This window comes from Variovorax sp. OK212 (assembly GCF_900112425.1).
Taxonomy (GTDB): Bacteria; Pseudomonadota; Gammaproteobacteria; order Burkholderiales; family Burkholderiaceae_C; genus Variovorax.
On record NZ_FOLP01000002.1, the window covers coordinates 663725 to 689753 of the forward strand.

The 26029-nt window shown below is 67.9% G+C and carries 23 protein-coding genes and 6 tRNA genes; 4 read left to right on the plus strand and 25 right to left on the minus strand.

The window, feature by feature from the left end:
* Positions 1 to 442 precede the first annotated feature (442 nt).
* A complete protein-coding gene (locus BM004_RS09630) occupies positions 443 to 718 on the minus strand; it encodes a hypothetical protein (RefSeq protein WP_093212815.1) in 276 nt (91 codons plus the stop codon).
* 117 nt (positions 719 to 835) lie between these two features.
* Between BM004_RS09630 and BM004_RS09635 the strand changes: the two genes are divergently transcribed.
* A complete protein-coding gene (locus tag BM004_RS09635; RefSeq protein WP_093212817.1) occupies positions 836 to 1579 on the plus strand; it encodes a DUF4431 domain-containing protein in 744 nt (247 codons plus the stop codon).
* A gap of 71 nt (positions 1580 to 1650) precedes the next feature.
* On the opposite strand, the gene BM004_RS41775 is transcribed toward BM004_RS09635, so the two are convergent.
* From BM004_RS41775 to BM004_RS41385, 22 genes are all read right to left on the minus strand, one after another.
* Positions 1651 to 1812, minus strand: a complete 162-nt coding sequence (locus BM004_RS41775) for a hypothetical protein (protein WP_218152680.1) — start codon at positions 1810 to 1812, stop codon at positions 1651 to 1653.
* A 160-nt stretch (positions 1813 to 1972) separates the two neighbouring features.
* Positions 1973 to 2299 carry a hypothetical protein gene (locus BM004_RS09645; protein WP_093212821.1) on the minus strand — a complete coding sequence of 109 codons (327 nt, stop codon included), beginning with the start codon at positions 2297 to 2299 and terminating at the stop codon, positions 1973 to 1975.
* Between the two features lie 9 nt (positions 2300 to 2308).
* On the minus strand, positions 2309 to 2638 hold the full coding sequence (locus tag BM004_RS09650) for a hypothetical protein (RefSeq protein ID WP_093212823.1): 330 nt from the start codon (positions 2636 to 2638) through the stop codon (positions 2309 to 2311).
* A 5-nt stretch (positions 2639 to 2643) separates the two neighbouring features.
* Complete coding sequence (locus tag BM004_RS09655; RefSeq protein WP_093212824.1) at positions 2644 to 7233, minus strand: RHS repeat-associated core domain-containing protein; 4590 nt, start codon at positions 7231 to 7233, stop codon at positions 2644 to 2646.
* A 15-nt stretch (positions 7234 to 7248) separates the two neighbouring features.
* Positions 7249 to 7689 carry a DcrB-related protein gene (locus tag BM004_RS09660; protein ID WP_093212826.1) on the minus strand — a complete coding sequence of 147 codons (441 nt, stop codon included), beginning with the start codon at positions 7687 to 7689 and terminating at the stop codon, positions 7249 to 7251.
* Positions 7690 to 7731: 42 nt separating this feature from the next.
* A complete protein-coding gene (locus tag BM004_RS09665; RefSeq protein ID WP_256219843.1) occupies positions 7732 to 8187 on the minus strand; it encodes a hypothetical protein in 456 nt (151 codons plus the stop codon).
* Positions 8188 to 8213: 26 nt separating this feature from the next.
* Positions 8214 to 11396 (minus strand): type VI secretion system Vgr family protein, encoded by a 3183-nt coding sequence (locus BM004_RS09670; protein WP_093212828.1) that lies wholly within the window; start codon positions 11394 to 11396, stop codon positions 8214 to 8216.
* 40 nt (positions 11397 to 11436) lie between these two features.
* Positions 11437 to 11919: an Hcp family type VI secretion system effector gene (locus BM004_RS09675; RefSeq protein ID WP_093133462.1), complete on the minus strand. Its 483-nt coding sequence runs from the start codon at positions 11917 to 11919 to the stop codon at positions 11437 to 11439.
* A gap of 220 nt (positions 11920 to 12139) precedes the next feature.
* A complete protein-coding gene (locus BM004_RS09680) occupies positions 12140 to 13132 on the minus strand; it encodes a hypothetical protein (protein ID WP_093212830.1) in 993 nt (330 codons plus the stop codon).
* Between the two features lie 16 nt (positions 13133 to 13148).
* Positions 13149 to 13634 carry a hypothetical protein gene (locus BM004_RS09685; RefSeq protein ID WP_093212832.1) on the minus strand — a complete coding sequence of 162 codons (486 nt, stop codon included), beginning with the start codon at positions 13632 to 13634 and terminating at the stop codon, positions 13149 to 13151.
* Positions 13631 to 14968 (minus strand): hypothetical protein, encoded by a 1338-nt coding sequence (locus BM004_RS09690; protein WP_093212834.1) that lies wholly within the window; start codon positions 14966 to 14968, stop codon positions 13631 to 13633. The genes BM004_RS09685 and BM004_RS09690 overlap by 4 nt, the downstream gene beginning before the upstream one ends.
* A gap of 57 nt (positions 14969 to 15025) precedes the next feature.
* Positions 15026 to 15382 (minus strand): DUF4150 domain-containing protein, encoded by a 357-nt coding sequence (locus BM004_RS09695; RefSeq protein ID WP_093133451.1) that lies wholly within the window; start codon positions 15380 to 15382, stop codon positions 15026 to 15028.
* A complete protein-coding gene (locus BM004_RS09700) occupies positions 15379 to 16731 on the minus strand; it encodes a DUF2169 family type VI secretion system accessory protein (protein WP_093212835.1) in 1353 nt (450 codons plus the stop codon). The genes BM004_RS09695 and BM004_RS09700 overlap by 4 nt, the downstream gene beginning before the upstream one ends.
* Before the next feature lie 19 nt (positions 16732 to 16750).
* Positions 16751 to 19012, minus strand: coding sequence for a type VI secretion system Vgr family protein (locus tag BM004_RS09705; protein ID WP_093212837.1), 2262 nt, complete (start codon positions 19010 to 19012; stop codon positions 16751 to 16753).
* Positions 19013 to 19222: 210 nt separating this feature from the next.
* Positions 19223 to 19975 carry an SIR2 family NAD-dependent protein deacylase gene (locus tag BM004_RS09710; protein WP_093133445.1) on the minus strand — a complete coding sequence of 251 codons (753 nt, stop codon included), beginning with the start codon at positions 19973 to 19975 and terminating at the stop codon, positions 19223 to 19225.
* Between the two features lie 42 nt (positions 19976 to 20017).
* Positions 20018 to 20103, minus strand: a tRNA-Leu gene (locus tag BM004_RS09715).
* A gap of 12 nt (positions 20104 to 20115) precedes the next feature.
* A tRNA-Cys gene (locus BM004_RS09720) sits at positions 20116 to 20189 on the minus strand.
* A gap of 117 nt (positions 20190 to 20306) precedes the next feature.
* Positions 20307 to 20382 (minus strand) — tRNA-Gln (locus tag BM004_RS09725).
* Between the two features lie 16 nt (positions 20383 to 20398).
* Positions 20399 to 20474, minus strand: a tRNA-Trp gene (locus BM004_RS09730).
* Positions 20475 to 20490: 16 nt separating this feature from the next.
* Positions 20491 to 20568, minus strand: a tRNA-Pro gene (locus BM004_RS09735).
* 23 nt (positions 20569 to 20591) lie between these two features.
* A tRNA-Leu gene (locus BM004_RS09740) sits at positions 20592 to 20668 on the minus strand.
* A 95-nt stretch (positions 20669 to 20763) separates the two neighbouring features.
* Complete coding sequence (locus tag BM004_RS41385) at positions 20764 to 20940, minus strand: hypothetical protein (RefSeq protein ID WP_177206456.1); 177 nt, start codon at positions 20938 to 20940, stop codon at positions 20764 to 20766.
* A gap of 191 nt (positions 20941 to 21131) precedes the next feature.
* On the opposite strand from BM004_RS41385, the gene BM004_RS09745 reads away from it, so the two are divergent.
* Both BM004_RS09745 and BM004_RS09750 read left to right on the plus strand, forming a co-directional pair.
* Entirely contained in the window at positions 21132 to 22571 is a 1440-nt protein-coding gene (locus BM004_RS09745) for a DUF2314 domain-containing protein (protein WP_143072420.1), read from the plus strand.
* Positions 22568 to 23407 carry a hypothetical protein gene (locus BM004_RS09750; RefSeq protein WP_093212840.1) on the plus strand — a complete coding sequence of 280 codons (840 nt, stop codon included), beginning with the start codon at positions 22568 to 22570 and terminating at the stop codon, positions 23405 to 23407. Before BM004_RS09745 ends, BM004_RS09750 begins: the two co-directional genes overlap by 4 nt.
* A gap of 16 nt (positions 23408 to 23423) precedes the next feature.
* On the opposite strand, the gene BM004_RS09755 is transcribed toward BM004_RS09750, so the two are convergent.
* Both BM004_RS09755 and BM004_RS09760 read right to left on the minus strand, forming a co-directional pair.
* On the minus strand, positions 23424 to 23837 hold the full coding sequence (locus BM004_RS09755; protein ID WP_093212842.1) for an SEL1-like repeat protein: 414 nt from the start codon (positions 23835 to 23837) through the stop codon (positions 23424 to 23426).
* A gap of 128 nt (positions 23838 to 23965) precedes the next feature.
* A complete protein-coding gene (locus tag BM004_RS09760; RefSeq protein ID WP_093133435.1) occupies positions 23966 to 25024 on the minus strand; it encodes a YeiH family protein in 1059 nt (352 codons plus the stop codon).
* Between the two features lie 76 nt (positions 25025 to 25100).
* Here BM004_RS09760 and BM004_RS09765 point away from each other — a divergent pair, with 76 nt between their 5' ends.
* On the plus strand, positions 25101 to 26015 hold the full coding sequence (locus tag BM004_RS09765; protein ID WP_093212844.1) for a LysR family transcriptional regulator: 915 nt from the start codon (positions 25101 to 25103) through the stop codon (positions 26013 to 26015).
* Positions 26016 to 26029: the final 14 nt, after the last annotated feature.

Genomic DNA, 26029 nt, shown 5'->3' on the forward strand with positions numbered 1-26029 from the left:
CTGCTTTCGCTGATTTTTGCTGAGAGGCTACAGGCATGGTCACGCCTACGCGCCATGCATGCGCCCAACGCCTTAAAGCGCGACTTTTACTCGACGGCCCCCAGCCAGAAAGTGTGCGCCCGGCATTGCCGAGTTCAAGGTGAAGGGGCAAAAGCTCTCGCTGTCCGCCCGCGTTGATCTGTGCAACGGCGACATCATCGCGCACCGAACGGGGACGCGCCTCGTGTTCAACCTGGAGGCCTGCACGATTCGGGCAGCGTTTCACCAGCTTCATCCACCGATGGCTCAGTCGTGCACTCCACTAGGGCTGCTAGCACAAGATGTCACCATACCGGTCGATGCGTACGCATCGCGGCGTCACGCAAGCATGAGCCAAAGGGGTGATTATTTTTTGGCAACGCGGCGGTCGATGACAGTGTTGCGCAGTCACCCCTCGCCACGCTCACGTGGGCGCCGACAACTCCACCTCGTTGAGCCGCATCAGCACCTGCTGCGAAAGCGCCGCGACTTCATCGGCAAGGTCTGACGCGATCCACATCACGCTGTCGCGGTTCACCTTGCCTATCGCGTCGAACCATACGCTGCAGTCCCCGTAGCAACATTTCAGCAATGATTGCAATTGAGTCGACTTTTTCTCAAGAAGGTCGGCCGCGTCGGTGGGGGCGGTTGCGCCGCGGGATGTGGGCGTGGCTTGCCCGGCGATAATTTCATCAGCCATTTGGTGTGCGCTCTTTCGAAGTTGTTGCACGTTGATTGGTCAGACGGCCAGGGTGTTAGCGCACCTTGGCCGTCGCCTTTTGTGCCTCACATAGCCATCGCTGCGGTGTGCATTTCGATGTCCCGCCGTGAGGCGCGGCGGTCGTTCAAATGTAAGAACAGAAGCGTCAAAGCGGGGCTGCAATGCGGCGAACAAACCGCGCATCAAGCCAACTTTTCCCACATCGGCGAGCCAAAGAAATGCGCTGCCGACAATGCCGACAACAGCACGTGTCGCACCGAGCGCCCTTCACAATCAGGCGCTCCGCAAGATTCGGCTCGGTGGAAGATGAGAGGCAATGACTGGGCCGAGCACATCGTGTTCGGCGCACTGACGATGGCTCTCGATTGCTTCTCGCGCTGGCCATTGCGCGGCATCTTTCAGGCCATGTCGACCGCCCGCCCAGACAACTTCGAACAACAACGCACGCCCTCTGCAATGAACCGCTTTCTCGCCACCCTGGCCCCGGCACTCTTCGCGTCGATCGCCACCGCCAAGACCCTGCCCTACGACCCCGCCGTCGTCACCCTGCAAGGCACGCTGCTCTCCGGTGACGGCATGACACCCGACGGCAAGAAGCTCAAGTTCCCGGCGATACGGCTCGCCGAGCCGATCTCCGTTCCGGAAGACGAGCCGCGCGACTGGTCCGCTGAAAAAGGCGTGGTGCTGCTGCACATGGCGCTCGACGAAAAGAACATGGCGGCGTTCAAGCGCCTGAAGGGAAAGCCGGTGAAGGTCACCGGCAAGCTCTTTCATTCGGACAACGGCAACCACCAGACGAACTTGCTGATCTTTCCTGTGTCGATCACGCCGATCAAGTAGCCCGCATCTCTCGGCGCGGCGAAGGTCTTGAGTTTCTGGATCGCCGGTCCAATGACAGCTCGCGGGGCAAGTCAAACGATGTCGGCGAACAGGCTCTCGAACACGGTCGCGGGCAGTCCGTCGAGCTGCGTGGTGCAGGCCGGTGCAGGCAAGAAGAAGTACGCGTGCGCCACTTCCTGCGGACCCTGGACGCCAAGCACCGCCTGCCCCGCGTTGATCAAAGCTCTGGCCACTTCGGGCAGCCGCGCCGGATCGATCGGGTGATTGACCGTGCCTCGCTCGACCGTGCCCCACTTCCTGTCGAAGCAGTAGACGGCGAACAGCGGTGTCTTGGACGAGATGTAGAAGCGAATGACGGCAGTGCAGGCGTCTTCGGCTCAAGGTGCCGGAGCATCAGTCGCAGAACGCCGCGAGCCCCATGCCTTGTGCCACTGCGCGGGTCAAGATCGCGTGCATCGACTTGAAGGCCGCAATCTGCCCGCGTTGAGCGCCAGGTTCGGGGGCGCTGGTGGTGAATATCTCGAGCATGGTCACCACCTGCTCGGCACGCAGCAGCGAATCGTCGAAGTACTTGAGGTTCGCGCCTTCCCGGATGCACTTGTCGAACAGCGCTGCAAGCGAGCGATGCGCGTCAAGATCGACGCAGCCCGCATGCTCCAGGCCGCTGGGGTCTTTCGGCAAGTGCCGGCGTGCCGGTTCGACAAAGTAGATGTCGAGCATTCGGCACCGCTATCGAGGCATCCGCTTCGCCAGTTCGGCGCGGGTCAGGTCCAGGCCGTCGGCATACGGAGTCAACGGCATCCCCAACTTCTGCTCCAGGGACTTGAGCCACTGGAAGAAATCGACGGCTTGCGCTTCTTCGGCCTCACCCATCTCGAAGATTCCATTGTCTGCGTGCGACGTTTGGACGAGCTCGATGAGCGACGTGAACGACGCCAGGTCTTTTGCTATGTCGGCCAGATCCAGCGCCCTGATGCCGCGGATCAAGCTCAACTCTTCGTCGAGCGACGCGACGGTAGGCAACCTTGCGGCAGCCTCCAGTAGTTCTTTCGGGGTCATGGGCACTAGAAGGGCGAGTTGATGAGCGGAATGTGCGCCCCATTGGGGTTAGACCCGAAAGTACCCCAAGTTCCATCGGTTCGGAAGTTCCCGCTCGGTCCCTTGATGCTGACGGTGGGCCCCAGCGCCGCGTTGGAGGTCGGCCAGTTGCTGACCGCCGTCGGGTTGGCGCCGTGGCCGTGCGCCGAATACGGCGCTGATTCGTACTTGAAGCCCCCCGACGGAAACTTGGTCGCGTTCGGGATCCAGTTGTTCGGTAGTCGGTTCTGGTTGGCCCACGCGGCCAGGTCGCCGTAATCGACCTTGCCGTTGCGAACGAGGTCCGCCGGATTGCTGGGCCGCGATGTGAAGCGTCCCGTCTCGTTGTTTCTCCATCTGTTGGTTTTGCTGTTGAAGCTGCAGCTCAGCCCCCACGGGTCGACCCAGGCGATCGGGTTTGGCGCGTACCCGTGCAGGTTGAAGCCCCCAGCCAAGCCGATCGGATCAGGCTGAATGAACCGCCCGATGTCCGGGTCATAAAACCGGAAGGTGTTGTAGTGCAGCCCCGTGTCCCGGTCCAGGTACTGCCCCTGGAAGCGCAGGTTCTGCTCGACGGCCTGGGGCGCTGCATCGACGGATGCGGCCGGGCGGCCATTCAGCGCCGTGACTTCCCATTGCTCGGCAACGGTCGCGCCCCACGTCCTGTAGCTCGCGCGCCAGCACAGGTTGCCTTCGCTGCTGCTCAGTTCTTCCGGCAGGCCGGCCGGGTCGTTGTGAAAGTGAAAGACCTGCGCCACGGCCGATGCCTGGGCCGGCTCGGCCTTCGCGTCGAGCCGCGCCATCGGCACATGGCCGTCGGGCTCGTACACATAGCTCACCACCTGCGCGCCCCGCCGCTCCTCGATCAGCCGCATTCCCTCCCAGACGAACCGCGTGCTGCCGAACGCATCGTGCTTGGCCACGCGCCGCCCCATGGCGTCGTAGTCGAAGCGCGTGACCTGCGTGGTGGCCTCGGGCGTGTGCGGGCGCCGCGTGGTGTGCACCGCCACAAGCCGGCTCTCGTCGTCCCACTCGAAGCGCTGCTCGGTGTGCTTGCCCGCCCGCTTGCGCACCAGCCGGCCGTGGCCGTCGTAGCTGTAGCGCTTGTCCTCGAACACGCGCACGAGGTTGTCGCGCACGTAGCCGGGTGCGGCGCCTGAAGCCGCGCCGCCGATCGGCGCGTCGAGCAGGTTGCCCGCGGGGTCGTAGGCAAAGCGTTCCTGGTTGGCCGCGCCGGTAGCGCCGGTAGCGCCGGTAGCGCCAGCAGCGCCAGCAGCGCCAGCAGCACTGGCAGCACCGGCAACGCCCGTGCGCGCGGTCGCTTCGATGCGCCCCGTGGCGTCGTAGCGGTGCGCCGTGGCGCCCTGGAGCGAATGCCGGCTCTGGCGCAGTTCGCCCACGGCGTCGTAGCTGTATTCCTTCATCAACCCGTCGAGCAGGTGCGCCTGCGGCGTGCCGCTGTGGTCGATGGCCTGGCGCCACGCGGCGTCGCGTGGCGAGAAGGCGGTGTTCAACGAACCGGGCCGGCACCACGCGGCGGCGCGACGGCCCAGCGGGTCGAGCGCGAAGCGGGTCGACAGCGCGCCCTGGCTGCGCGCCACCTCGCGGTGCAGGTCGTCGCGCTCGATGTCGCTGATGAGCTGGTGCACCGCGGGCGCGTCGCCGCGCTGCTGCGACAGGTTGACCTGGTGCAGGTGGCCGGAGCCGTAGTACAGGTAGCTCAGCGCGCGCTGCACGCCCGGCTGCCCCGCCATGGCGGGCAGCAGGGTCTGCGTGCGGTTGCCGAGTTCGTCGTGCGTGTGACCCAGGCTGTGCGTTTCGCCGGTGAGCTCGTCGACGGCGGTTTCGCCGACCAGGCGGCCGAGCTTGTCGTAGGCGAACGCGGTGCGATGCAGGGCGCGCAGCTCGTCGCCCGCGCCGGGTTGCACCACCTCGAGCTTGACGGCCTCCGTCAAGCGGTCGAGCGCGTCGTAGCGGTAGCGGTAGTGGTGGCTCGCGGTGCGCTTCTCGACGAGCCGGCCCACGGCGTCGCGCAGCAGCTCGGTGCGCAGGGGCCGGGCCGCGCGCCGCGGCTCGGCGCTGTCGCGCAGTTCGAGGTCTTCGTCGCCGATGCCCGGCACATGGGTGATGCACACCGGCCAGCCGTTGGCGTCGTATGCCACCTGCACGCGCGTGCCGCCCACGCGGCGCTCTTCGACCACCCTGTCGGCGGCGTCGCGCACAAACTCGAAGTGCAGCCCGTTCTCGTTGACGAGCGACTGCAGGCGCTGGGCGCTGTCGCAGTGCCACGCAATGCGGCGGCCCTCGGCGTCCTGCCGCACCTGCGGCTGGCCGCGCAGGCCGAGCGCGAACTGGGTGACGCGGCTCAGCGCATCGGTGGCGGCCACGATGCGGCCGGCCGCGTCGTGCCTGAAAGACCGGTGGCTGTTGTCGGGCTGCGATACCGACAGCAGCCGGCCCATGGCGTCGTGGGTCAGGCGCGTGCGCTGGCCCGCGGCGTCGGTCACGACCTGCAGGTGGCCCCAGCCGTCGTAGGCGTAGCGCGTGGTCTTGCCGGAGCAGTCGGTCAGCGAGACCAGTTGCGCGCACGCGTTCCAGGCCATGCGGTGGGTGCCGCCCTTGGCGTCGGTCGTCGCGATGGGCAGGCCGCGCCGGTCGTAGCTGTATTCGGTGACCTGGCCCAGCGGATCGGTCTCGCGCACCAGGTTGCCTTGGTCGCTGTAGGCATAGGTCCACGCGCTGCCGTCGGGCAGGGTTTGCCGCCAGGGCAGGCCGAGCTCGGTCCAGCCGATGCTGCGGGTGCGCCCGAGCGCGTCGGTGCGGCTGGCCAGGAGCCCCATGGGGTCGTATGCGCAACGGGTGACGGCGCCGCCGGGCTCGGTGATGGCCACGAGCTGGCGAAGCGCGTTGTAATGCGCGTGCCAGTGCTGCCCCATGGCGTCGATGTAATCGGTGACCTGGTGGTCGGCGTTCCAGTGCCACGCAAACTCGCGGCCGAGCTGGTCGACCACCAGCGTCTGGCCCAGGGCCAGCGCGTCGTCCGCGGGGGGCGGCATGCGGCGCACGGTGTAGCGCTCGCCGTCGTTGGTCCAATGGCGGACCACGTGCGCCCCGCTGCCCGCGCCGTGCCATTCGTAGTGGCACTCCAGCCCCGCAGCATCGGCGTGGAAGTGCATGAGGCCTTGCGCGTCGTAGCCGAAGCGTCGCACCACCTCGCCGTTGCGGTGGGTCACGTCGAGCAGGCGGCCTTCGGCGTCATGCCGGTAGGCCACCAGCAAGTCCGGCGATTCGCCCTGCGCGCCCGCTGCGAGCCGCACGGCGCCCAGGCGCCGGCTGTCGCCCGCGTAGTCGAGCGCGAGCAGGCGGCCGGTGCTGTCGGTCAGCTCGCTCAGCCGCCCCAGCGCGTCGTGGCGCAGGTCGATGAAGTTGCCGTTGCGGTCTTCCAGCCGCGCGAGCTTCAGCGTCTGCGCGCGCGGCGGCTCGTCGCGCGGTGCTTCGAACACGAAGAACAGCCCGCCCGGCACATGAATGAAGTAATGGCCGCTCTCGGTGCGGCACAGGTCCAGCCCGTCGCGCAGGCTGTACTGGCGCTCGCCGGGCTCGATGTCGGGCAGCTCGATCGGCCTGCCCTGCTCGTCGATGAGCGTGACCACGCGTTCGCCCGCGGCGCCGGTGCCCAGCCGCAGTTCCATCGCGTAGGGCAGGCTCCAGCCCTGCCCCAGCGCGCCGTCCTGGCGCAGGTCGTGGCTGCTGTAGAAGCGCTGCCACGCAATGGGCAGCGGGCCCGGCAGCGAGAAGTCGAGCTCGCTCTCGCCGCCCAGAAACTTGCCGCCCGTGGCCGCATGCACCGGGTTGCCGAAGGAGCTCACCATGCCGTGGATGCCCATGCCCAGCCCCACCGCGCCTTCGATCAAGCACGGCAGCGCGTTCTTGCCTTGCCGCGCGAGCTTGGGCAGGCAGCGCAGGCCGCGGTAGATCATGACCACGTTGAAGATGGTCACCAGCACCTTGGAGATCAGCGGCACCTCGTCGGCCACCTCGCGCACGCGCGCGGTCGGCCCGCCGATGAAGACGCTGGGCGAGCCTTCGCTGACCTTGGCGCCGCACTCGGTCTGGTCGTCCTTGCGCGAGGCCACGCCCCTGTTGATGAAGACGGTCTCCGCGCCCTCGGCCAGCAATATCTGCGGCGAGTCTTTCGAACAGCTCACGGTGTCCATCGGCAGGTCGGGCGAGGCGCGCGCGGCGCCTATGGCCTTGCTGTCGATGAACACGTCCGACGATCCGCTGGTGATCATGCCGGTGACGGTGAGGGTCTCGGGCACCAGCGCATCGGCAATCGATTCGCCCAGGCTCGCGCCAAGGTAGCCGCCGGCCATGCGCGCGCCCACCACCACCGCACCCGCCACCAGGGGCCCCGCAAGGCCGCCGGTGCCCACCACCGCGGCGGCCGCCACGCCCACCGCAAAGCCCACGGCAATGCCACCGATCAGCCCGCCCGCGAACTTGGCCCAGAAGCGCGCGTGCGCGTTGGTGTGGGCAATGGGGTCGTGCAGCCGCGCGGCGGGTTTACCGGCCATGGTGTGCGCGCGGCGTCAGGCCGCCCTGGGCTGGAAGCTCGCGAGGGTGCGCTGCCAGAGCGCCAGCGCCTCGGCGTCGAAGGGCACGGGGCTGCTGGCCGTGAGCACCAGCACCGCGGGGCTGCCTGGGCGTTGCTGGAACACGGCCTGGCGCTGGTACAGCGCCTGCCCGTTCTGCTTGAACTGGGTTGCGAGCTCGATGCCGCGCAGGTTGTGCACGGGCGAGCCGATGGCGACGTCGCCGCGCGACAACTCCTTCAGCTGGCTCACCTGCCGCGTGAGGTCGGCCATTTGCCGCGTGACGAACTGCGGCAGGCTCTCCTGCGCCTGCAGTGCGTCGCGGCTCACGATGAGCGTGGTGCCCGAGCCGTCGGGCATGGCCAGCACGTTCATCGAGCGGTCGATGCGGCCGTCGTCGGGCGCGTCGAACTGGCCTTCGTTGATGTGGTACCTCATGGGGCTGCTTTCCGGGTGTGCTGTCTATACGGGGTCGGCTGCTTACGCGGGATCGAAGGCCACATGGGCCAGGCAGTCGGGGTTGCGCTGCGCGAAGCCGAACGACAGCCGGCCCCAGCCGAGCGCGGCGGTGTAGCTGGTCGATTCGTCGAGCGAGCGGCCGCGCGGCACGTCGCTGAGGTCCAGCGCGGCGTAGTGCTGGCGCACCTCGGTCATCGGCACGCAGCGGCCTTGCAGGTCCAGCACCAGAAAGCCCGGGTGCGCGCCCTCGCGCTTGATGCGCAGGTCGATGCGCGACAGCTCGGTGCCGTCGGCCAGTCGCACCGGCGTGCCCTCGAAGAAGCGGAACACTTCAGCGCCCTCGGCATGCGTGTCGCTCAGGGTGGTGCGAAGCGTGCGGCCCACGCCCTGCATGGAAAACGGCAGCTGCGCGGCCAGCGCTTCGATGGCCTGCCACAGCGTGAGGGCGGTGTTCTCGGTCATGGCGGCCTGGTTCATGGGTGGCGTCTCCTGGAGGGCATGGCTCAGTGCTTGCCGCCATGGCTCTTGTCGTACGAATTGCCGTAGTACTGCGTGTACTGCTCGCCGGTGGTCGACGTGTGGAGCGTGCCGTAATACTCGCCGGCGGCGGCCCGCGCGGCCTCCCGGGTGCCGCCCTTCACCATGCCGTTGTAGGCCTCGTTGAAGGCAGCCACGTTGGTGGGGTTCGCGCCCTTCAGGATGTCGACCTTGGCCGCGCGCCAGACCTCGCGCTGCACCTGGATCTGGTTGAGCGCGGCCTCGCCCTCGGAGCTCAGCATGCTGGTGACGAAGGCGGACTTCGACGACACGTTGGGCTTGAAGCGGTACGAATAGACCGCGTGCCCGACCTCGTGCGACAGCGAGGCCGCGCTCCTGTAGGGGTCGCTCGCGTCCTTGCTGTCGATCACGATCTTCTTGACGCCCGAATTGGTGTTGGCGTACGTGCCGCCGCCCGCGGGGCCGTAGCCGATCTTCCATCCCTGGCCCTGCAGGAACTTGAGCTGGCGCTGCAACGTGGGCGACCGCGCGGCGATGGCATCGACGTCGCGGCCCAGCCCGGTCCTGGCGTAGCCGGAGCGCGTGGCCGCGGGCACGCCGCGCTGGCTGGCCTCGGCCGACGTGGCGGCCGCCGCGGGCTCCACCGGTGCCATGGGCACGGCGTCTTCCATCGCGGCTTCCTCGCTCTGGCTGCCCACGGGCGCCTCGCAGTTCAGGAAGATCTTGCCGCCGCGCTGGTCGAGGTCGCCGGTGAAGTTGACTAGGCCCTTCACGCCGTTGATCTTCACGGTGCCGTCAGCCAGCAGCACGATGGACGACTTGCCGCAGATCAGCGAAATGCTGGTCTTGCCGGTGACGAACACGTCCTGCTCGGCCGCCTGGATCACCACCGACTTGCGGCCGGTGACCGTGGCGTTGCTGTCGGTGGATGTGACGGAGGCGTCGGTCTTCGACACCAGGTTGATGGCGCCCGCGCTCGCATGCGAGACGATGTCGCCGCCCGACACCACGTTGACCTGCCCGCCCTCGCTCACCTGCGTGAGCATGCCGCCGGCCACCAGCTGCGTGAGTTGCGCGCCGGTGGTCAGGGTCATGGCGGAGGTGGAGCGCATCGACACGCTCTGCCCCGAGCTCACGACGATCGGCTTGGGGCTGATCATGGTCTGCCCTTCGGGGCTCACGATGGAGACCACGGGCTTGTCGATCTTGCGCGACAGGTCGAGCATCTGCTGCGCGTCGGCCATGGCCGGGTCGGGGTTGTCCGACACACCCGCCTCGGGCGCGCCGCCCGCGGCCAGCGCCGCGATGGCCTGCGTCACGCCGCCGGCCGACTGCACGCCCTGCACCAGCCCCATGAGCTGCTGGTTCTTGCCCTGCGCCATGGAACTCACCAGCGCCTTGGTGGACGCCAGCGCCTGCCCCGCGGCCTGCATGAGCGCGTTGCTCTGGGCCAGCGTGGCGCCCATGTGCTCATGGCCGTCGGGGTTGTCGCGCGAGACTTTCTGCGCGTGGTCCTGCGTGTAGGTGGTCAGCAGCAGGCCCTTGTCGGCGCGAATGGAACCCCACTCGTTGGTGCGCAGCTCGAAGCCGTAGCTGCGCTGCACGCCCGAGCCCTGGTTCATCAGGTAGCCCATGTGCAGGTGCGTGTTGCCGTGGTCGGTCGACAGCTCGATGTGCTCGTTGCCGCGGGCGTCCTCGAAGCGCAGCATGTGCTTGCCGCCGCCGCCCTTGCTCCAGTGGGTCTGGAAGCCGGTCTGCGTCTTGTGGCGCGGCAGCTCCCATGGCGGCATCTGCGCGGCGTTGTACACGCAGCCGGTGACGATGGGGTGGTCGGGGTCGCCGTTCAGAAAATCGACGATCACTTCCTGGCCGATGCGCGGGATGTGCATGGCGCCGTAGTTGCTGCCGGCCCAGGTCTGCGACACGCGGATCCAGCACGACGAGTTCTCGTCGCGCCGGCCGTAGCGGTCCCAGTGGAACTGCACCTTGATGCGGCCGTACTCGTCGGTGTGGATCTCTTCGCCTTCCGGGCCCACCACCACGGCCGTCTGCGGGCCGGTGGTGCGGGGCCGGGGCGTGGCGCGCTCGGGGCGGTAGGGTGCGCTGTCGGGCAGCACGTCGAAGGTCTGCCGGTAGCTCGTGCTGCTGGTCGATTCGCTGTAGGCCGCGTCCGCCGCGCCCGCCACGCGCAAGGCGTTCTCCTGGAAGTCGTGGCTCACCGCCTCGATCAGGTAGCGCCGGTTGTCCTCGGCGTTCGGGTGGCGCGCCAGCTCGAACAGGTAGCCCGGCGCCATGTGGCGCAGGTTGCCTTCGGCGGTGACGAGCTCGCGCCGCCCGGCCAGTTGCTCCAGCCGCAGGCGCGCGTAGTTCTCGCCGTCGCCCAGCTCGGTGTAGCCGCCGGGCCAGTCGTACCGCTCGAAGCTGTCGCGGCTGTGGCCGGCCGGCTGGCGGCGCAGGGTGTCGATCTCGGCGTTGGGCTTCTTGAAGTCGTAGTCGTCGGCCGCGAAGTTGCCCGGCGCAATGTCTTCGCCGTGGCTCCAGCTGTCGATGAAGTCCTGCTCCAGGATCTGCGCCGCGAGCACGCCCGCGTGGTACGGCACCTTCACCGGGCCGGCGGGCAGCGGCGCGTGCGAGTCGGGGCCGTCGCACAGCACCAGCTGGTGGCTGCCCATGGCGTGCGAGAAGTAGTAGTAGATGCCCTCCTGCTCCATGAGCCGGCTGACAAAGTTGAAGTCGGTCTCGGCGTACTGCACGCAGTACTCCCAGGTGCGGTAGTTGCCGCCGAGCTTCGCGTCGATCGCGAAGCCGTAGGGCGCCAGCACCTCCTGCAGGATCTGCGGCGCCGTCTTGAACTGGAAGATCCTGAAGTCGGAGCGGCGCGTGGCGTACCAGAGCCACGGGCGCAGCGTGGCCTCGTACACGCACATGTCGCCGTCGTCCTTGCCCACGCAGGCAAAGCGCGTGACCTGGCCGCTGATGAAGCGGGTGCCCGGCCCGCCGAGTTCGGTGGCCAGGTTGACCTCGACGGTCATGTCTTCGCCGAGCATGCGCTTGGGCGCGATGCCGGCCATGTCGCTCACGAGCCGCACGCGCGACTCGAACAGGGTGGAAATGCGCTCGTGCCCCGTCATCGAACGGAACTTGAGGCGCTCGCCCAGCGCACTGTGGGCGATGAAGCTGCGGGTCATCGGCCGGTATCGGCGGTACGGGGCGGTGCGCCGGCGGGCCTCACGCTTCCTTGTTTTCCTTGATGTTCCAGCCCAGCACCGTCTCGGCGCCCTTGCCGCCCTTGTCGGTCTGCTCCCAGTACTGCTGCTTCACCTTGGCGGCCTGGAAGGCGTACTGCACGAACACCACGTCGGAGCCCTGCTCGGCCGTGTACTGCACCGAGGTGACCAGCACTTCCTCGAGCGTGACGCGGGTGTATTCGATCTGCGAGCCGCCGGCCTTGCAGACCGACACCTCGACCTTGGCCAGGTGCTTGCCGCTGGCGCAGTTCTTCAGCACGGCAGGCGCGGCCTTGTCGATGCGCGCGAGCACCTGCAGGTCGTTGAAGCTGGCCTTGCCCACGCCGCCACCACCGCCGCTGACCATGTTGCCGGGCTGCGTGGCACCCCACGAGAACGACTTGATGTCGCTCCAGTCCTTGTGGTTCGCGTCCTTCGATTCGCCGTTTGCGCTTTCGACGCGCATGAACATGTCTACTGCCATTTGCTCTGCTCCCTTGGTTGCGTGTTGGATGACTCTTGCCGGAGAGCCCCGCGTGCCGGTGACACGGCGACATGGGACTTTCTTCTTGCGAAAGCCGTGGAGCCTTCGCCAGAGCTGAACATTAGGGGAAGTACGCAGGCCGTGCCAGTGCCCAAAGGCACGAGAAGAAAGAACTACAAGACCCGATAAGAAGGCCTGCCAGAGCGGAAGAAACGGCTACTCACGCACTTTCGTCGCGCCGCAGGTAGCCCGGCGCCAGCAGCGCGATGCACTCGACGCAGTTGCGCACGGTGTCGCAGTTCACGCGCACGTCCATCTGCGGGAAGGCCCACTTGGCGAAGTTCCACACGGCCATGCCGTCGTCCCACAGCAGGGGCGGCGCCGGTATCTTCTGCCTCAGCACCGCCGGCGTGTCGTCGAAGTGCAGTCCGAAAGGCAGCGTGCCCTTCCATTCGCGGGAGGGGCCGAGCCGGGCGCGCGTGAGGTTGGCGCCGGCGAAGGCAGGCGTGCCGTCGGCGGCGGGCCTGGCCGGGTCGAAGTACAGCTCGAAGCCGAAGGCGCGCCGGCGGTCGAGGTGACCGTCTTCGCTTTCGGCGCGCCAGTTCTCGGTGTCGAAGGACGCAAAGGCCTTCTGGAATTCCGGCGAGTTCATCGACTTGCCGAAGAGCGCGACCAATGCCTGGGAGTCCGGGTAGCTGGCCGGCTGCACCAGTTCGGTGGGCGGGTAGAACAGGCCGAAGCTCAGGTCGAACACGCCCGGGCGCTCGGGCTGCGTGAGCTCGCCGGGCTGGTAGGTCAGGCTCATGTGGCGCTCGCCGAACCACCAGCAGTCGCGCAGGTAGGCATGCAGCTTGCCGTGGTGCTGCGCCATGCGCTCGCGCACCTGCTGGCGCGTGTCGCTCCACGCGATGCCGTAAGGCATCTCACCCGTATAGGGCAGGTATTGGCCCTCGACGCCCGCAGTGACCGTGACGGCGCGCAACTGCAGCGTGCCGTTGCCCCACTGCCGCGGCGGCCGGTTCTCCACATAGGCCAGGTCCTGGAAGGACAGGCAGATACCGTGCTTGCTCAGGCGAAAGAGCAGCTCGTACGGGCTGTTGAAGGGCACGGGCTTTTCAGGCCGCCGGCGCACGCCGAGCTCACCCAGCAGCGCAACGAGCCCTTCGTCGGCGGCATCCGCGCCCAGCAGCGAGACAAAGGCGAACAGGCTCACGGCGTGCCTTGGGGCTTCAGTCCTGCTTCATCCAGTACGAGACCACGCGAATCTGCTGCGCGCTCTTCCACTGGATGGTCAACCTGAAGTCGGGCAGTTCCCAGAAGTGGATGTCGAGGCGGCCGACGCGGGTGGGCGAGCCCAGCTTGGCGACGGCGTCGGCCACCGTGTCGGAAAAGCGCAGGTCCTTCCACAGCGGGCCCTTGTACATCTCGTACTCGTCCTCGTGGCCCCAGAAGCCGCAGTGGGTCATGAGGAAGGGGCCTTCGCCGAGGTCGTGGTGCTCGCGCTCGAACACCAGGCCTTCGTCCTTGAAGGTGTAGCCGATGCCGAGCGGCTGCGCGCTGACGGTGTAGATCTCCAGGCCGCTGTCGAGCTTGGTGGCATCCGACCAGGCGATGCCGAACGGGGCCACGACCTTGCGCCCCGCGTCGCTGTCGAAGGGCTTGGCGATGGCCGAGACGAAGTCCTGGGCCTGCGGGTATTGGCTGGGCGCTTTCATAAGATTCCTTTCCATGGATTTGTGGTTCGCGAGCCCTTGAGTGCATCGTCGATCAGGCCGTTCAGAAACTTCTCGTACTGTTCGTTGGAGATCTTGTCGATGACCTCCGAAGCTTCTTCCAGGGCCTTGGCACAGTCTTTGTGATTGTCACTTTTCTTGATCGCGTCCCTGTGGTTCCTGGTATCGCGACGGGCGGCCTCCGCAAGGTTCTTCGAGTCCTTGTGGTTGTCGCGGTTGCCGGTGGTGGGGCTCGCCCGGTGGACGTCCTTGGGCACGGCGATGGTCTGCGCGTGGGTGTAGATCTTTCCGCCTTCGCGCTGGCCGTTCTTTGCGACCTTGCCGAACAGCGCGTCGCGCTGCGAGGGCGCGAGGTCGATGCCGTCGTCGAGCAGCATTTTCTCGGCCTTGGCCTTGAGCGACGCCACATTGGGAATGTGGTCGCGCTCCATCTCGTTCTCGAGAAAGTCGCCGGCCTGCTTGCCGTAGGTTGCGCGGCCGCCGCACTTGGGCTTCTTGCCCTTGTTCTTGACCTCGGTGTCTTTCTTCTTCGACCCGCCACCGCCCGCCTCGGTCTCCGCGCCCGCCTTTTTTTCGGCAGCCTTCTTGGCGGCGGCTTCCTCGGTCTTCTTGGCGGCCGCCTCCGCAGCCTCCTTCTCGAGCTTTTCTTTCAGCAGCCGCTCGGCAAGCAGTTTTTCGGCCTGCTTGATCCCCACCCGCTCGCCGCCCTTCAACGCCCCCTTGATGGCGATCTTGCCGGCCTTGGCCGCGATGCCGCCGCCGGGCACCAGGTTGGCCGCGGCCGACGCGCCGGAGATGGCGGCGTTGACGTAGTCGCCCTCGGCCGCGTAGATGGCTGCGTTGGCGCCGTCCGAAAAGATGCCCACCACCGGAATGACGCCGCCGACGTCGAGCACGGTGTGCGTGATGGAGCTGCCCCAGCTGCCCCACCAGCTCTCTTCCTTCGGCGTCTCGGGCTGGGCCTCGGGGTTGGCCTGCTTGGCGGAGCCCTGCGTGGAGGGCGTCTCGCCGACGACGGGGCCCACGGTGTTGCCGTTGGCGTTGGTGCCGCCCGCGCGCGGATCGAGAGAGGGCTTGGGCTTCTTGTCGGTCTCGGGGTTGTCCCACCAGTCTCCCGAGTCCGCCTTCTGCAGCGGCTTCAGGTCCGGCGTCCAGTGGCCGGGCTGGCCCTGCGGAAACTGCTCGCTGCCCCACTGAAGGATCTGGTCGTTGCCCGAGAAGTACCCCTGCGCGGTGACGAGCTCGGGCGTCTTGAAATACTGGAACGACCGCGCCCCCTGGGACGGCGTGGCGTACCAGCCTTCACTGAAGGCCATGGCGCCTCCCGCGGACCGGGGCGCCATGCCGGCGGTCGAGCCCCTGCGCCGGCCCGCTCATTGGCCGTTCATCCAGAACAGGTCGTCGTGCCGCACGAAGAGCTTGCCCTCCGCGCGCACGGTGCCGCTGTGTTCCTTGGGGTAGCACTTGCCCTGCACGGTGCCGCTTTTCACGCCCTTGGCGGCGCCGGCCGCGTCGCCGATGGTGGTGGGCACCACGCTCATGTCGTACACGACCACCGGGTGCCCGTTGGCGCGCACGCTGCGCGCCACGGCGGTGGTGCTGTCGAGCTGCGCCGTGACCGGGTAAGGCACGGGCGGAATGGAGCTGCCCATGGGCGTCTTGCAGACATCGGGGGCGAGGCTCACGACCTTCCAGCCTCCTTGCTTGCGCGCAGCGACGTTGGCGCTCATGGCGTGGGCTCCATGGCGGCGGTGCGCCCTTGCCGGGCGCCGCGCACCAGCGGCGCGGCGGGGTCGGTCTCGAAGCGCGCCTCGATGACGCGCACGGGCGCATCGGACGGCACCCACACGCGGTGCACGAGCGACAGCGTCATGCCCTCGCCGTCCACCACCACGGTGTCGGTCACCATGGGCAGCGGCAGCAACGCGCCGTTGTCCAGCCGCAGCAGCACCAGCGCGCGATGCCCCGGCAGCGTGACGCACAGGTGGCCGTCCGGCGTCGAGGCCGGGTCGCTCAGGTTCCACAGCTCGATGCGCGCATCGGGCGGCAGGTACGGAATCTGCTGGTCCGCGGGCGCCGCATTCCAGTAGCCGAAGTCGAAGTCGCGCGGCGGCCAGGGGTGGCGCTGCGCGAGCCAGGTGTCGTCGTAGGTGCCGGCCAATGCCAGCCGCGGCGCCCAGGCGCGGCCCACCACGCCCAGGCCCGCGGGCTCGCGCCCGTAGCCCTTGGCAACCTCGGCCATGGCGCGCGCGTCGAGGTCGACGCCGGCATGCTTCGCGAGCACCGGCTGCTGCATGCGCTCCTGCGCGGGCTCGATCTGCGGCGCGGGCATGCGCTCGATGTCGGGCAGCCCCGCATGGCGCGCCTGCTCGATGGCGCGCCTGTCGACCCAGCCCTGGCCCAGCGGATTGGAGAAACACACTTCGTTCAGCAGCGGCGGCTCGTCGTCGCGCGCATCGGGCCGGCGCAGCAGGCTGCGGCCACCGAACGCGTGCTCCCAGCGCATGGGCAGGCTCGCCACGGGCTCGGACGGCGTGCGCGCCCATTCGCGCCCGTTGCGCAGGTACAGCAGCGACGGCCCGCCGACGCGCAGCCGCTTGTCGAGCACCGTGCGCGGCGCGGCCAGCGCCTCTGCATGGCGCCTGTCTTCGTCCCATGCGGCCTGCTGCTGCAACGTCAGCCGCGCGCCCGGGTGCAAGGGCTTGGGCGGCTCGGGCGACTGCGCCCATTGGCGGCCGGCCGTCACCTTCACGCGCACCTCCCATTCGGGCGAGGGAATGCCGCGCGGCGCATGGGCGGTGGCATTCACGATCAGGTCGCAGCGCGGCTTGTAGGGGGCCAGGTCGCTCTCTTCGCGCGGGCTCGATGCGCCCTCCTCGCCCCAGTAACCGTCGGCCAGCGCCAGGGGCACGGGGTCGTCGTCGTTCACCTCGGCGTGCCACTGCACCGCGTGCGACCCCCGCCGCGCGCGCACGAGCCTGTAGCCCACCTTCATGGCGACGACCCGGTACTCGCGGTCGCCGGGCGTGGCCGCGCGAAAGCACAGGGCGTCGAAGGGCGTGAGATTGCGGAACTCCACGGCGCGGTCTTTCGTGTCCTCAGTTGAGGTCGATGTCCTTGCCGGTCACCTGCACCGGCCCGCTCGCGGAGAAGTCGAACGACGAGCCGTTGATGGTGACCACGCCCTCGGACGTCATGACCAGCGAGCTCTTGCCGCACACCAGCTCGATGCGTTCGCCGGCCTGCAGGGTCAGCGTCTTGCCCACGTTCACGCGCTTGGACTGCCCCACCTGCTCGGTCTGCATCAGCGCCACGGTGGTGTTCATCGCCGCGCCCACGGTGACCTGGTAGCCCAGCCCGATGGTCAGCGCCTTGGCCAGGCCGATGGTCTCGGCCTTGGCCAGCGCGACGGTCTCCATCTTCGCGCCGCCGACGGTCACGCTGCGGTGCTCGCCGATGTGGATGGTCTCGTTCAGCCCCACCCGCTCGGTGCGGTTCATGCCGATGCCGATGGTCTCGTCGAGGTCGACGGTCTCGGTGCGGTTCTTGTGCACCGTGATGGTCTCGTTCAGGTCGACCGTCTCCGTGCGGTTCTTGTGGATGGTGATGGTCTCGTTGCCGTCGACGGTCTCGGTGCGGTCGTTGTGCACCGTGATGGTCTCGTCGTGGTCCACCGTCTCGGTGCGGTCGTGCTTCACGTGCACGGTCTCGTCGTGGTCGACGGTCTTGGTGCGGTCGTGGCCGACCCAATGGGTCTCGTCGTTCTCGACCTCGATGTCCTGGTTACGCTCGGCGTGCAGCCACAGCTGCTCGGCGCCCTTCTTGTCCTCGAAGCGCAGCGCGTTGGCGTTGGCGTCGGTGGCGCCTTCGGAGCTGCGCGTGAGCAGGCCGCTTTGCGTGGCGTTGGCCGGCAGGTCCCACGGCGGCATGTTGTCGGCGTTGTAGACGCGGCCGGTGACGATCGGGCGGTCGGGGTCGCCGTGCTCGAAGTCGACGATCACCTCCTGCCCGATGCGCGGGATCTGGATGCCGCCGAAGTTGGTGCCGGCCCAGGGCGAGGACACGCGCACCCAGCAGGAGCTGCTCTCGTCCTTGCTGCAATAGCGGTTCCAGTGAAAGCTGAGCTTCACGCGGCCGTATTCGTCGGTCCAGATCTCGCGGCCCGCGGGCCCGGTGACGATGGCCGTCTGCGGGCCGGTGGTGCGCGGGCGCGGCACGTCGGGCGCGGGCGCGCGGTAGGTCTTGGCGGTGGGGATCACCTCGAAGTCGACTCGGCATTCGAAGGGCTGCTGTTCGCTGGCGTCGCCGATGTCCTGCAGCCACAGGCGCGCACCGGTCACCAGGTACTGCCGGTTCGACTCGTTCTGCGGATGCCGCTCCAGCGCGAGCAGGCAGCCCGGCACCACCGCGCGCAGGTTGCCCGAGCCGTTGGCGCGCTCGCCCTCGCTGCCGCTTTCTTCCATGCGGGTGCGCGCGAGCTGCTCGCCCTCGGACTCCACCACGTAGTCGCCCGGCCAGCCGTAGCGCTCCAGGCCGCTTTGCGAGGTCTTGCGCGGCATGGCGCTCACCTGCTGCAGGCGCGCCTTGGGGCGCTTGAAGTCGAAGTCGTCGGTCACCCAGCGCCCGCTTTGCAAGGTCTCGCAGGCGTTGAAGCGGTCGCAGTGTTCCTCGCGCACGGTGTCGTCGGCGCCGTGGAACGGCACCTTCTGGTACGCCGCATTGGCAAAGGGCTGGTGCGAGGCCATGTCGTCGACGATCACCAGCTTGTGGCTGCTCTCGGCATGCTCGAAGTGGTAGTACAGGCCCCACTCGTGCAGCAGCCGCGAGACGAAGTCGTAGTCGGACTCGCCGTACTGCACCTGGAACTCGCGCGCGGGGTAGCCGCGGGTGGTCCTGATCTCGTGCGCGAAGTCGTAGTCGGCCAGCACCTCAGCCACGATGTCGGTCACGCTCTTGTTCTGGAAGATCCTGTAGTCGCTGGTGCGCGTGGCCAGCGTGAGCCACGGCTCGATGACGGCCTCGTACAGCGCGCGGCGGTTCTCCAGCCGCAGGAAGCGCACGCGCGTGACCAGCCCGCCGATGTGGCGCCTGTCGCCGTCGGCGCCGAGGCGGCCGTCGAGCAGCACGTGCACGGTGAGCGTCTCGCCCACCAGCTGCTTGATGTTCACGTTGGCGGCCTGGCGCTCGTTGTAGCCGGCCTGCTCGGGCGTGGCGAGTGTGACCGTGTAGCGGTACAGCCGGCCGAGTTGCTCTTCACCCTCGATGCGCACCGGCTCCAGCGCCGGCTGGCCGCCCAGCACGGGCATGGCGGCACAAGACACGCTCAGTACGCGGACGGACCGCGCCGGGCCTGATGGCATGACACTCTCCCTGCATTCGAATTGTTCGATGGAACTGCGGCGCTGCGAGCGGCCGCCTCTTCATCGGTGCTCGCGCGTTTGCGTCGTCATGTTCCGCATCAACCGTGACAGATCGATTGCATTCGGACGTTCGAAGGGTGCTATTGCGTCATTCGCCGCAAATTCGGGCGGTTCGCCGACACGCGGGCCGGGCGAACAAAACCATAAGTTTTAAGTTGCGCCGATCTCGGCGAGCCATCGCGCCGCGAGTGCGGGCACGACTTCGGTCGCGTGGCCCTGCAGGAAGGTGAAACCGCGCGGCACCTCTTGCATGTCGAGCGCCACCAGCACCTTCTGCGCGGCGCGGTCGGCGTACTGCACCAGCGACGCCGCCGGGTAGACGGTGAGCGAGGTGCCCACCACCAGCACGTGCGATGCGGTGGCGACGTGCCGCTCGGCCTCGTCGAAGTGCTGCACCGCTTCGCCGAACCACACGATGTCGGGGCGCAGCTGCGTGCCGTCTTCGCACAACTGGCCCATGGCGATCGGGTCGCCGTCGATGCGGTAGCGCTTCGGGTTCGACTGCGCCGTGCCGCGCGCGTAAGCGAGCTGCCCGTGCAGGTGCACGACCTGGCGCGAGCCGGCGCGCTCGTGCAGCGCGTCGACGTTCTGCGTGACGATGACCACCTCGCAGGCCGGCTCCAGCGATGCGATGGCAAGGTGCGCGGCGTTCGGCTGCGCCTGCCACGCCTTCTGCCGGCGCTCGTTGTAGAAGGCCTGCACCGCCTCGGGATGCCGCTGCCAGCCGTCGGGGCTCGCAAGCTCCTGCCAGGAGTAGGTGTTCCACAGCCCCTTGGCGTCGCGGAACGTGGGCAGGCCGCTCTCGGCGCTGACTCCGGAGCCGGAGAGGACGACGATCTTGCGCGGCTGCGCCTGCGCTTTGCCGGAAAGGCGATCCTGGTTCAGGCTGGAGACGGAGGACATGGCGGGCGACTGTAGGCCAAGCGGTCGGGCTCGGCGGTTGCATGGTCTCTCCAGTCCGACTCGAACGGACACTGCCCGAAGGCTCCAGGGTTTGAGGCTGGCGCGTCTGCCGATTCCGCCATGGAGAGAGAAGAAACTGATGGAGGCGCGGCCCGGAGTCGAACCGGGATGGGCGGATTTGCAATCCGCTGCATGGCCGCTTTGCTACCGCGCCGGAAGTGGGTTGAAGAAATGGTGGATCGTCTTCGAGTCGAACGAAGTATTCCGAAGAGGCGGGGTTACAGCCCGCTGCAGTCGCCAATGCTGCTCACGATCCATGATTGAAAAAAACTGGCAGACCCTCAAGGATTCGAACCTTGGATGCCGGGATCAAAACCCGGTGCCTTGGACCACTAGGCGAAGGGCCGGTAAACACATGAAGAATGGCGCGCGCGGAAGGATTCGAACCTTCAACCGTTGGGTTTGGAGTCCAGTGCTCTGCCAGTTGAGCTACACACGCTTGAATAAAAAAACAATGGTCTGGGTGGCAGGATTTGAACCTGCAGCCTCCTGCTTCCAAGGCAGGCCGTCTACCAGATTGACAGTACACCCAGAGAATAAAAAGTCGCTTGTTGTTTGGTGCCCCAGGGGAGACTCGAACTCCCAGAATTCCGCTTCTAAGGCGGACACGTCTACCAATTGCGTCACCGGGGCTGGATATGAATGAATGGTGTGAAATGAAAAACAAGAAAGGCCCGGAACCTTGCGGTGTCCGGGCCTCTGCTTGAGAGAGCTTGGGAGCTGTGCGCCTACGCGCTTGCTCCACCCGGTTGCACCTGATCCTGAACGTCGCATGCCCACAGGTTGGCCTGCAGTTCGGGCATCGGGCACGGATACTGATCGAGCGGCCACGCCGGCAAGGCGCACGCGAGCACCCGGCCCGATGCGGGGCGGAGGGTGTGGGTGCGGATGACGGCGGTGTTCACTGGATGTCCTGTTGCGTTGCTTGGTTTGCTTGCTTGCTTTGAATCGGGTTGCGGCCTGAACCGCGAATGAGGCGTACTGTAAATAGTCTTTACGCCATCGTCAACAACTTCGGCGAACTTTTTTTCAGCGTGTTTTTTGCCGCAACGAGAATGCGCACATCCGCAGCATCGAACACGTTCACACCATGCCCATGCCGAAGACACGCATCCATTGCATCGCATTCGCCGCGCTTGCCTTCTCGTTGAGCGCGGCCGCCATCGCCGCGACACCGACTGCGCAGCAACAACAACAGCAGGCCACCACGCAAGGCGCGAGCAAGGCCGTGCCCGGTGCGCCCGTGCCTGCAGGCTCGCCGCAGGTCGGCCCGGTCCATTTCCAGTTCGCCATCTACTACGCCAAGCCGCCGGCGACCGACCCGCTGGCCGCGCTGCGCGGCGCGCTGTCGAAACCTGGCGCCGGCCCCAGGCTGCTCACCGCGATGCCGACGCCTGCCATGGCCACCGAGCCCGTGGTCTACGCGAACTGGAACACCACCACCGTGCTGCAGGACTACCGCGCGCCGAGCATGGAGCTGCTGCAGCGCTTCGGCCGCGGCCTCTCGCGCGAGCAGGCGGAAGCATTGCAGAAGGCCGACCGCGCGCTGATCCTCGACTTCGCGCATCCGGCGCAGCAATCGACCGCCGCGATGCTGAAGGCGCTGCGGCTCACGCTGCAGGTGGCGCGCGACACCGGCGGCCTGCTGTGGGACGAGGAAACGCGCGAGGTCTTCACGCCCGACGAATGGCAGAAGCGCCGCATCGATTCATGGGCCGGCAACGTGCCCGACATGTCGCAGCAGACGATCATCCACGCCTACCGCAGCGACAGCCTCGTGCGCGCGATCACGCTGGGCATGTCGAAGTTCGGCCTGCCCGACGTGGTGGTGAGCGACTTCTCGTGGTCGAGCAACCGGCCGATGGGCCACCTGGTGAACATGTTCGCGCAGGCCATGGCCGAAGGCGCCACGCTGGCGCGCGCCGGCCAGTACGACCTGGACCTGCGCGCGCTCAGGCACGCGGCCGCGCGAGATCCGATGCTCGCGAGCCTCAAGCCCAACGCCGCGGCGGTGGCCAGGCTGTCGCTGGTCAACGGCAAGTGGGAAAACGGCGACCCGCGCAACCGGCTGTACGAGATCCGCTTCGATCGCTACGCCGGCCCCGACCGCTATGCGCAGCAGACCGCCATGCTCACCGCGGCCTTCGGCGCCGACGAGGACTCGGTCACGCGGCTCAAGCACAACGACGAGTTGCTGACGGCCAGCAAGGCCGCCAATGCGCAGTTGCCCAGGCTGCGCGACGTCTTCGCCAAGGGGTTGCAGCCTGGCGAGTACATCCTGGTGAAGGCGCCGTTCACCACGCGCGACGGCGGCAACGAATGGATGTGGGTCGAGGTGGCGAAGTGGGACGGCGACACCATCGAAGGCCTGCTGAAGAACGAGCCGGTCGATATGCCCAACCTGCGCGGCGGGCAGATGGTGAAGGTGTCGCAGGCCAAGGTGTTCGACTACATGCGCCGCCACCCCGACGGTCGCGAGGAAGGCAACGAGACCACGAAGATCATCATGCGCATGCAGGGAGGCGCCAAGAAATGAGCACGCCACCGAAGAATCCGTCGCTGCAGCGCGCCTACCTGCTGCTGGTTGCGGTGTTGGTGCTGGTCGGCTGCTGGGTCGCGCCCATCGACGCACCGGCGCGCGAGCAGGTCAACGACGGACTGAAGCGCGCGTTGACCACCTTCGCAGCGGCGCGCGCGCTCGGCGCGGTGGTGTCGGTGGCGCAAGGCACGCAGGTCGATGCCACGCCGGGCGGCGTGGGCGTGAGCTTTGCGCCAGGGCAGGCACTGAAGCCGCTGAACGAACTCATCGAGCAGTTCGCGGCCATCATGCTGGCGGCGAGCGTGTCGTTCGGCATCCAGCTGATGCTGCTGAACATCGGCGCGCACCACCTCATGTCGTACCTGGTGAGCGGCGTGGCGCTGGTGTGGATCGTGTGGCGCTGGCAGCGCGGCCGATCGCCGCGCTGGCTGCAGTCGCTGCTGATCGGGCTGCTGCTGGTGCGCTTCGCGGTGCCGCTCGGCGCGGTGGCGAACGAGGGCCTCTACCGCGCGTTCATGGCCAACGACTACCAGGCGGCGCTGTCAGGCATCGAGAAGTCGCCCACCGCGGTGGTCGATGCCACGCAGGAAGCCCCCGTGGCGCAGGAAGGCTGGCGCGACCGCATCGAACGATGGCTGCCGAAGCTGCCGAACCTGAAGGCGACCTACGACCAGATCCTGAAGTCGGCCTCCGACTGGGCCGAGCGCATCGTGAAGCTCATCGCGCTCTTCGTGCTGCAGACCATCGTGCTGCCGCTGGTGTTCCTGTTCGTCGCGTGGCGGCTGGCGCGCGCGGCGATCCGCGAGCCCGCGGTGCGGCCGGCTGCGGCATAGCGGCCGCACGCCGGCTTCATTCGCAAGCGTTTCTTCCGGCCGGCGACGCGCGCAGCCGGTTCAGGAAGGTCAGCTGCACCTTGGCGGTTTCGCTGCCCTGCGCCGCCGCGCGATGCATCCACTGGCGCGCCTCGCAGCGGTCGGCCTTCACGGCCATGCCGTAGAGCGTGGGCCCGGTCAGCAGCACCATGCCGAGCATCTCCTGTGCCTCGGCGTGGCCTTCGGTGGCGGCCTGCCTGAGCAGCTCGAGCATGGTGCGGTAGTCGCGATCGGCCTGCGCCTCGAGCGCCATCTGGTAGCGCTGCTCGGCCTGCACCTCGGCATCGGCGGGGTGCGCCGCGCACAGCGCGGCCACCAGGCACAGCGTGCCCGACAGGACGATGCGCCAGCGCAGCGACCAACTGGCGATCTGGTTGAGTTCGGATGACATCGGCGTTCTCCACGAGTGACGTGGAAGCGATGGTCCCCCGGCCGCGCGATCGAAGGAAGCTGGAATTGGCGCAGGCCGCCTCAGTTGCCGCCTGAGGCTCGCACAGCAGTGGTCAGTACTTCAGCACTTCAGAACAGCGCCAGCACCGCCGCATTCACCAGGTAGCCGCCCACCGTGAGGAACACGAACAGCAGCGCCCCCAGCTTCAGCGGCTGCACACCGGCGCGGCGCAGGCTGGCGGCGCTGGTGCGCAGCCCCATCGCGGCCATGGCGGTGGCCAGCAGCAGCGTGTCGAACTGCACCAGCCCGGCCACCAGCGAAGCCGGCAGCACGCCCGTCGAATGCACCGCGCTCACCACGATGAACAGCACCGCGAACCATGGCACGCGCACCTGCTTGCAGCAGGCCTTGAAGCTGGTCGCGCCCTTCATCGACGCGGCCGTCTGGAACGACAGCCACATGAGGAACGGCGCGAGCATCATCACGCGCAGCATCTTCTCGACCACGGCCGCATTGGCTGCCGCGGGGCCGACCGCGTCGCCCACCGCCACCACCTGCGCCACCTCGTGGATGGTCGAGCCCGCGAACAGGCCGAAGGCATGTTCCGACAGGCCCAGGTACGGGAACACCAGCGGGTACAGCACCATCGACAGCGTGCCGAACACCACCACCGTGGCCACGGCGATCGACACCTTGTGCTCTTCGCCGCGCACCACGGGTTGCGTGGCCATCACCGCGGCGGCGCCGCAGATGGCGCTGCCGGCACCGATCAGCGCGGCGGTCTGCTTGTCGAGACCCAGCCAGCGCGTGCCCACGTACACGGCGACGCTGAAGGTCAGCGCCAGCATGGCCGCGGCGATCAGCAGCCCGGGCCAGCCGACGGCGCCGATGTCGTGCAGCGAGATGCGAAAGCCGTACAGCACGATGCCCGCGCGCAGCAGCGTGCTGCGCGCGAAGTCGACACCCGCACCGGCGCGCGATGCCACCGAGGCGAACACGGTGTTGCCCGCGACCATGCCGAGCGCGATGGCCAGCGTGAGCGCGCTCAGGCCGAGCTGCGCCATCAGGCTCCACTGCGAGAGCAGCGCGGCCATGCCCGCGAGCAAGGCGGCCAGCAGCACGCCGGGGCCGCGGGTGCGAACGAAGGAGAAGCCGGGGAACGAAACGGAAGCGACTGGAGACTGCATGGGCCCAAGGTTAGAAACTGGCACCACATGAGTCAAAGACATAAACTTCACCGATGCATGAATTGAAGTTATGGCAATGAACCTGCACCTGCTGCGCCTCTTCGTCGCCGTGGCGGAAGCAGGCAGCTTTTCACGCGCGGCCGAGGGGCTGTGGATCAGCCAGCCGGCGGTGTCCAAGGGCATTCGCGAGCTGGAGCACCAGCTCGACCTGACGCTGATCGAGCGCGGCACCGGCAAGGGCTTCAGGCTGACCGAGGCCGGCGCGTCGCTGCTCACGCATGCGCGCGGCATCTTCGCGATGGAGCGCACCGCGCTGGACGACGTGCGTGCGCGCGTGGGCGTGCAGCGCGGCAGCCTCACCGTCGGCGCGAGCACGACGGTGGCGAGCTACTGGCTGCCGCCGTACGTGGCGGGCTTCTGCGCGGCCTACCCGGCGGTGGTGCCGCGCGTGACGGTGGGCAACACGCAGTGGGTGTGCGAACAGCTGCTGGAGTGCCGCATCGACCTGGCGCTGGTGGAAGGCCGCGTCGACGAAGAGCGCATCGAGGTCAGCGAGTGGAAGGCCGACCCGCTCGCCATCGTGGTGGCGGCGAACTCGGCGCTGCCGCGCCGCGCGGTCACGGCGAAGGTGCTGGGCGGGCAGAACTGGATATTGCGCGAGCCCGGCTCCGGCACGCGGCAGGCCACCGAAGCGCTGTGCGAGGCCAACGACATCGCCGCCCTGCCCTGGATGGAGATGGCGAGCAACGAGGCCATTGCGCGCACCGTGGCGAGCGGCGTCGGCCTGTCGATGCTGCCGCGCGTGGTGGTGGCCGACATGCTGGCGCTGGGCACGCTGCGCGAGCTGAAGCTGCCCGGCGCGGTGCTGTCGCGCCCGCTCTACCGGCTGGCGCTGAAGAACCGGCCGCTCGCGCCCGCGGCGCTCAAGATGGTCGAGCTGCTGGAGCGCAAGGGCGCGGCCTCGGCGCGCGCGCCCCGCGCGCCGGGCTGAACCGCCGTTCGGCG

Bases quoted from the DNA above. Each gene is read 5' to 3' on its own strand.
- BM004_RS09630 (WP_093212815.1), bottom strand. From the start codon at position 718: ATGGCTGATGAAATTATCGCCGGGCAAGCCACGCCCACATCCCGCGGC.
- BM004_RS09635 (WP_093212817.1), top strand. From the start codon at position 836: ATGTCCCGCCGTGAGGCGCGGCGGTCGTTCAAATGTAAGAACAGAAGC.
- BM004_RS09645 (WP_093212821.1), bottom strand. From the start codon at position 2,299: ATGCTCGACATCTACTTTGTCGAACCGGCACGCCGGCACTTGCCGAAA.
- BM004_RS09650 (WP_093212823.1), bottom strand. From the start codon at position 2,638: ATGACCCCGAAAGAACTACTGGAGGCTGCCGCAAGGTTGCCTACCGTC.
- BM004_RS09655 (WP_093212824.1), bottom strand. From the start codon at position 7,233: ATGGCCGGTAAACCCGCCGCGCGGCTGCACGACCCCATTGCCCACACC.
- BM004_RS09660 (WP_093212826.1), bottom strand. From the start codon at position 7,689: ATGAGGTACCACATCAACGAAGGCCAGTTCGACGCGCCCGACGACGGC.
- BM004_RS09665 (WP_256219843.1), bottom strand. From the start codon at position 8,187: ATGAACCAGGCCGCCATGACCGAGAACACCGCCCTCACGCTGTGGCAG.
- BM004_RS09670 (WP_093212828.1), bottom strand. From the start codon at position 11,396: ATGACCCGCAGCTTCATCGCCCACAGTGCGCTGGGCGAGCGCCTCAAG.
- BM004_RS09675 (WP_093133462.1), bottom strand. From the start codon at position 11,919: ATGGCAGTAGACATGTTCATGCGCGTCGAAAGCGCAAACGGCGAATCG.
- BM004_RS09685 (WP_093212832.1), bottom strand. From the start codon at position 13,634: ATGAAAGCGCCCAGCCAATACCCGCAGGCCCAGGACTTCGTCTCGGCC.
- BM004_RS09690 (WP_093212834.1), bottom strand. From the start codon at position 14,968: ATGGCCTTCAGTGAAGGCTGGTACGCCACGCCGTCCCAGGGGGCGCGG.
- BM004_RS09695 (WP_093133451.1), bottom strand. From the start codon at position 15,382: ATGAGCGCCAACGTCGCTGCGCGCAAGCAAGGAGGCTGGAAGGTCGTG.
- BM004_RS09705 (WP_093212837.1), bottom strand. From the start codon at position 19,012: ATGCCATCAGGCCCGGCGCGGTCCGTCCGCGTACTGAGCGTGTCTTGT.
- BM004_RS09710 (WP_093133445.1), bottom strand. From the start codon at position 19,975: ATGTCCTCCGTCTCCAGCCTGAACCAGGATCGCCTTTCCGGCAAAGCG.
- BM004_RS09745 (WP_143072420.1), top strand. From the start codon at position 21,132: ATGCCGAAGACACGCATCCATTGCATCGCATTCGCCGCGCTTGCCTTC.
- BM004_RS09750 (WP_093212840.1), top strand. From the start codon at position 22,568: ATGAGCACGCCACCGAAGAATCCGTCGCTGCAGCGCGCCTACCTGCTG.
- BM004_RS09755 (WP_093212842.1), bottom strand. From the start codon at position 23,837: ATGTCATCCGAACTCAACCAGATCGCCAGTTGGTCGCTGCGCTGGCGC.
- BM004_RS09760 (WP_093133435.1), bottom strand. From the start codon at position 25,024: ATGCAGTCTCCAGTCGCTTCCGTTTCGTTCCCCGGCTTCTCCTTCGTT.
- BM004_RS09765 (WP_093212844.1), top strand. From the start codon at position 25,101: ATGAACCTGCACCTGCTGCGCCTCTTCGTCGCCGTGGCGGAAGCAGGC.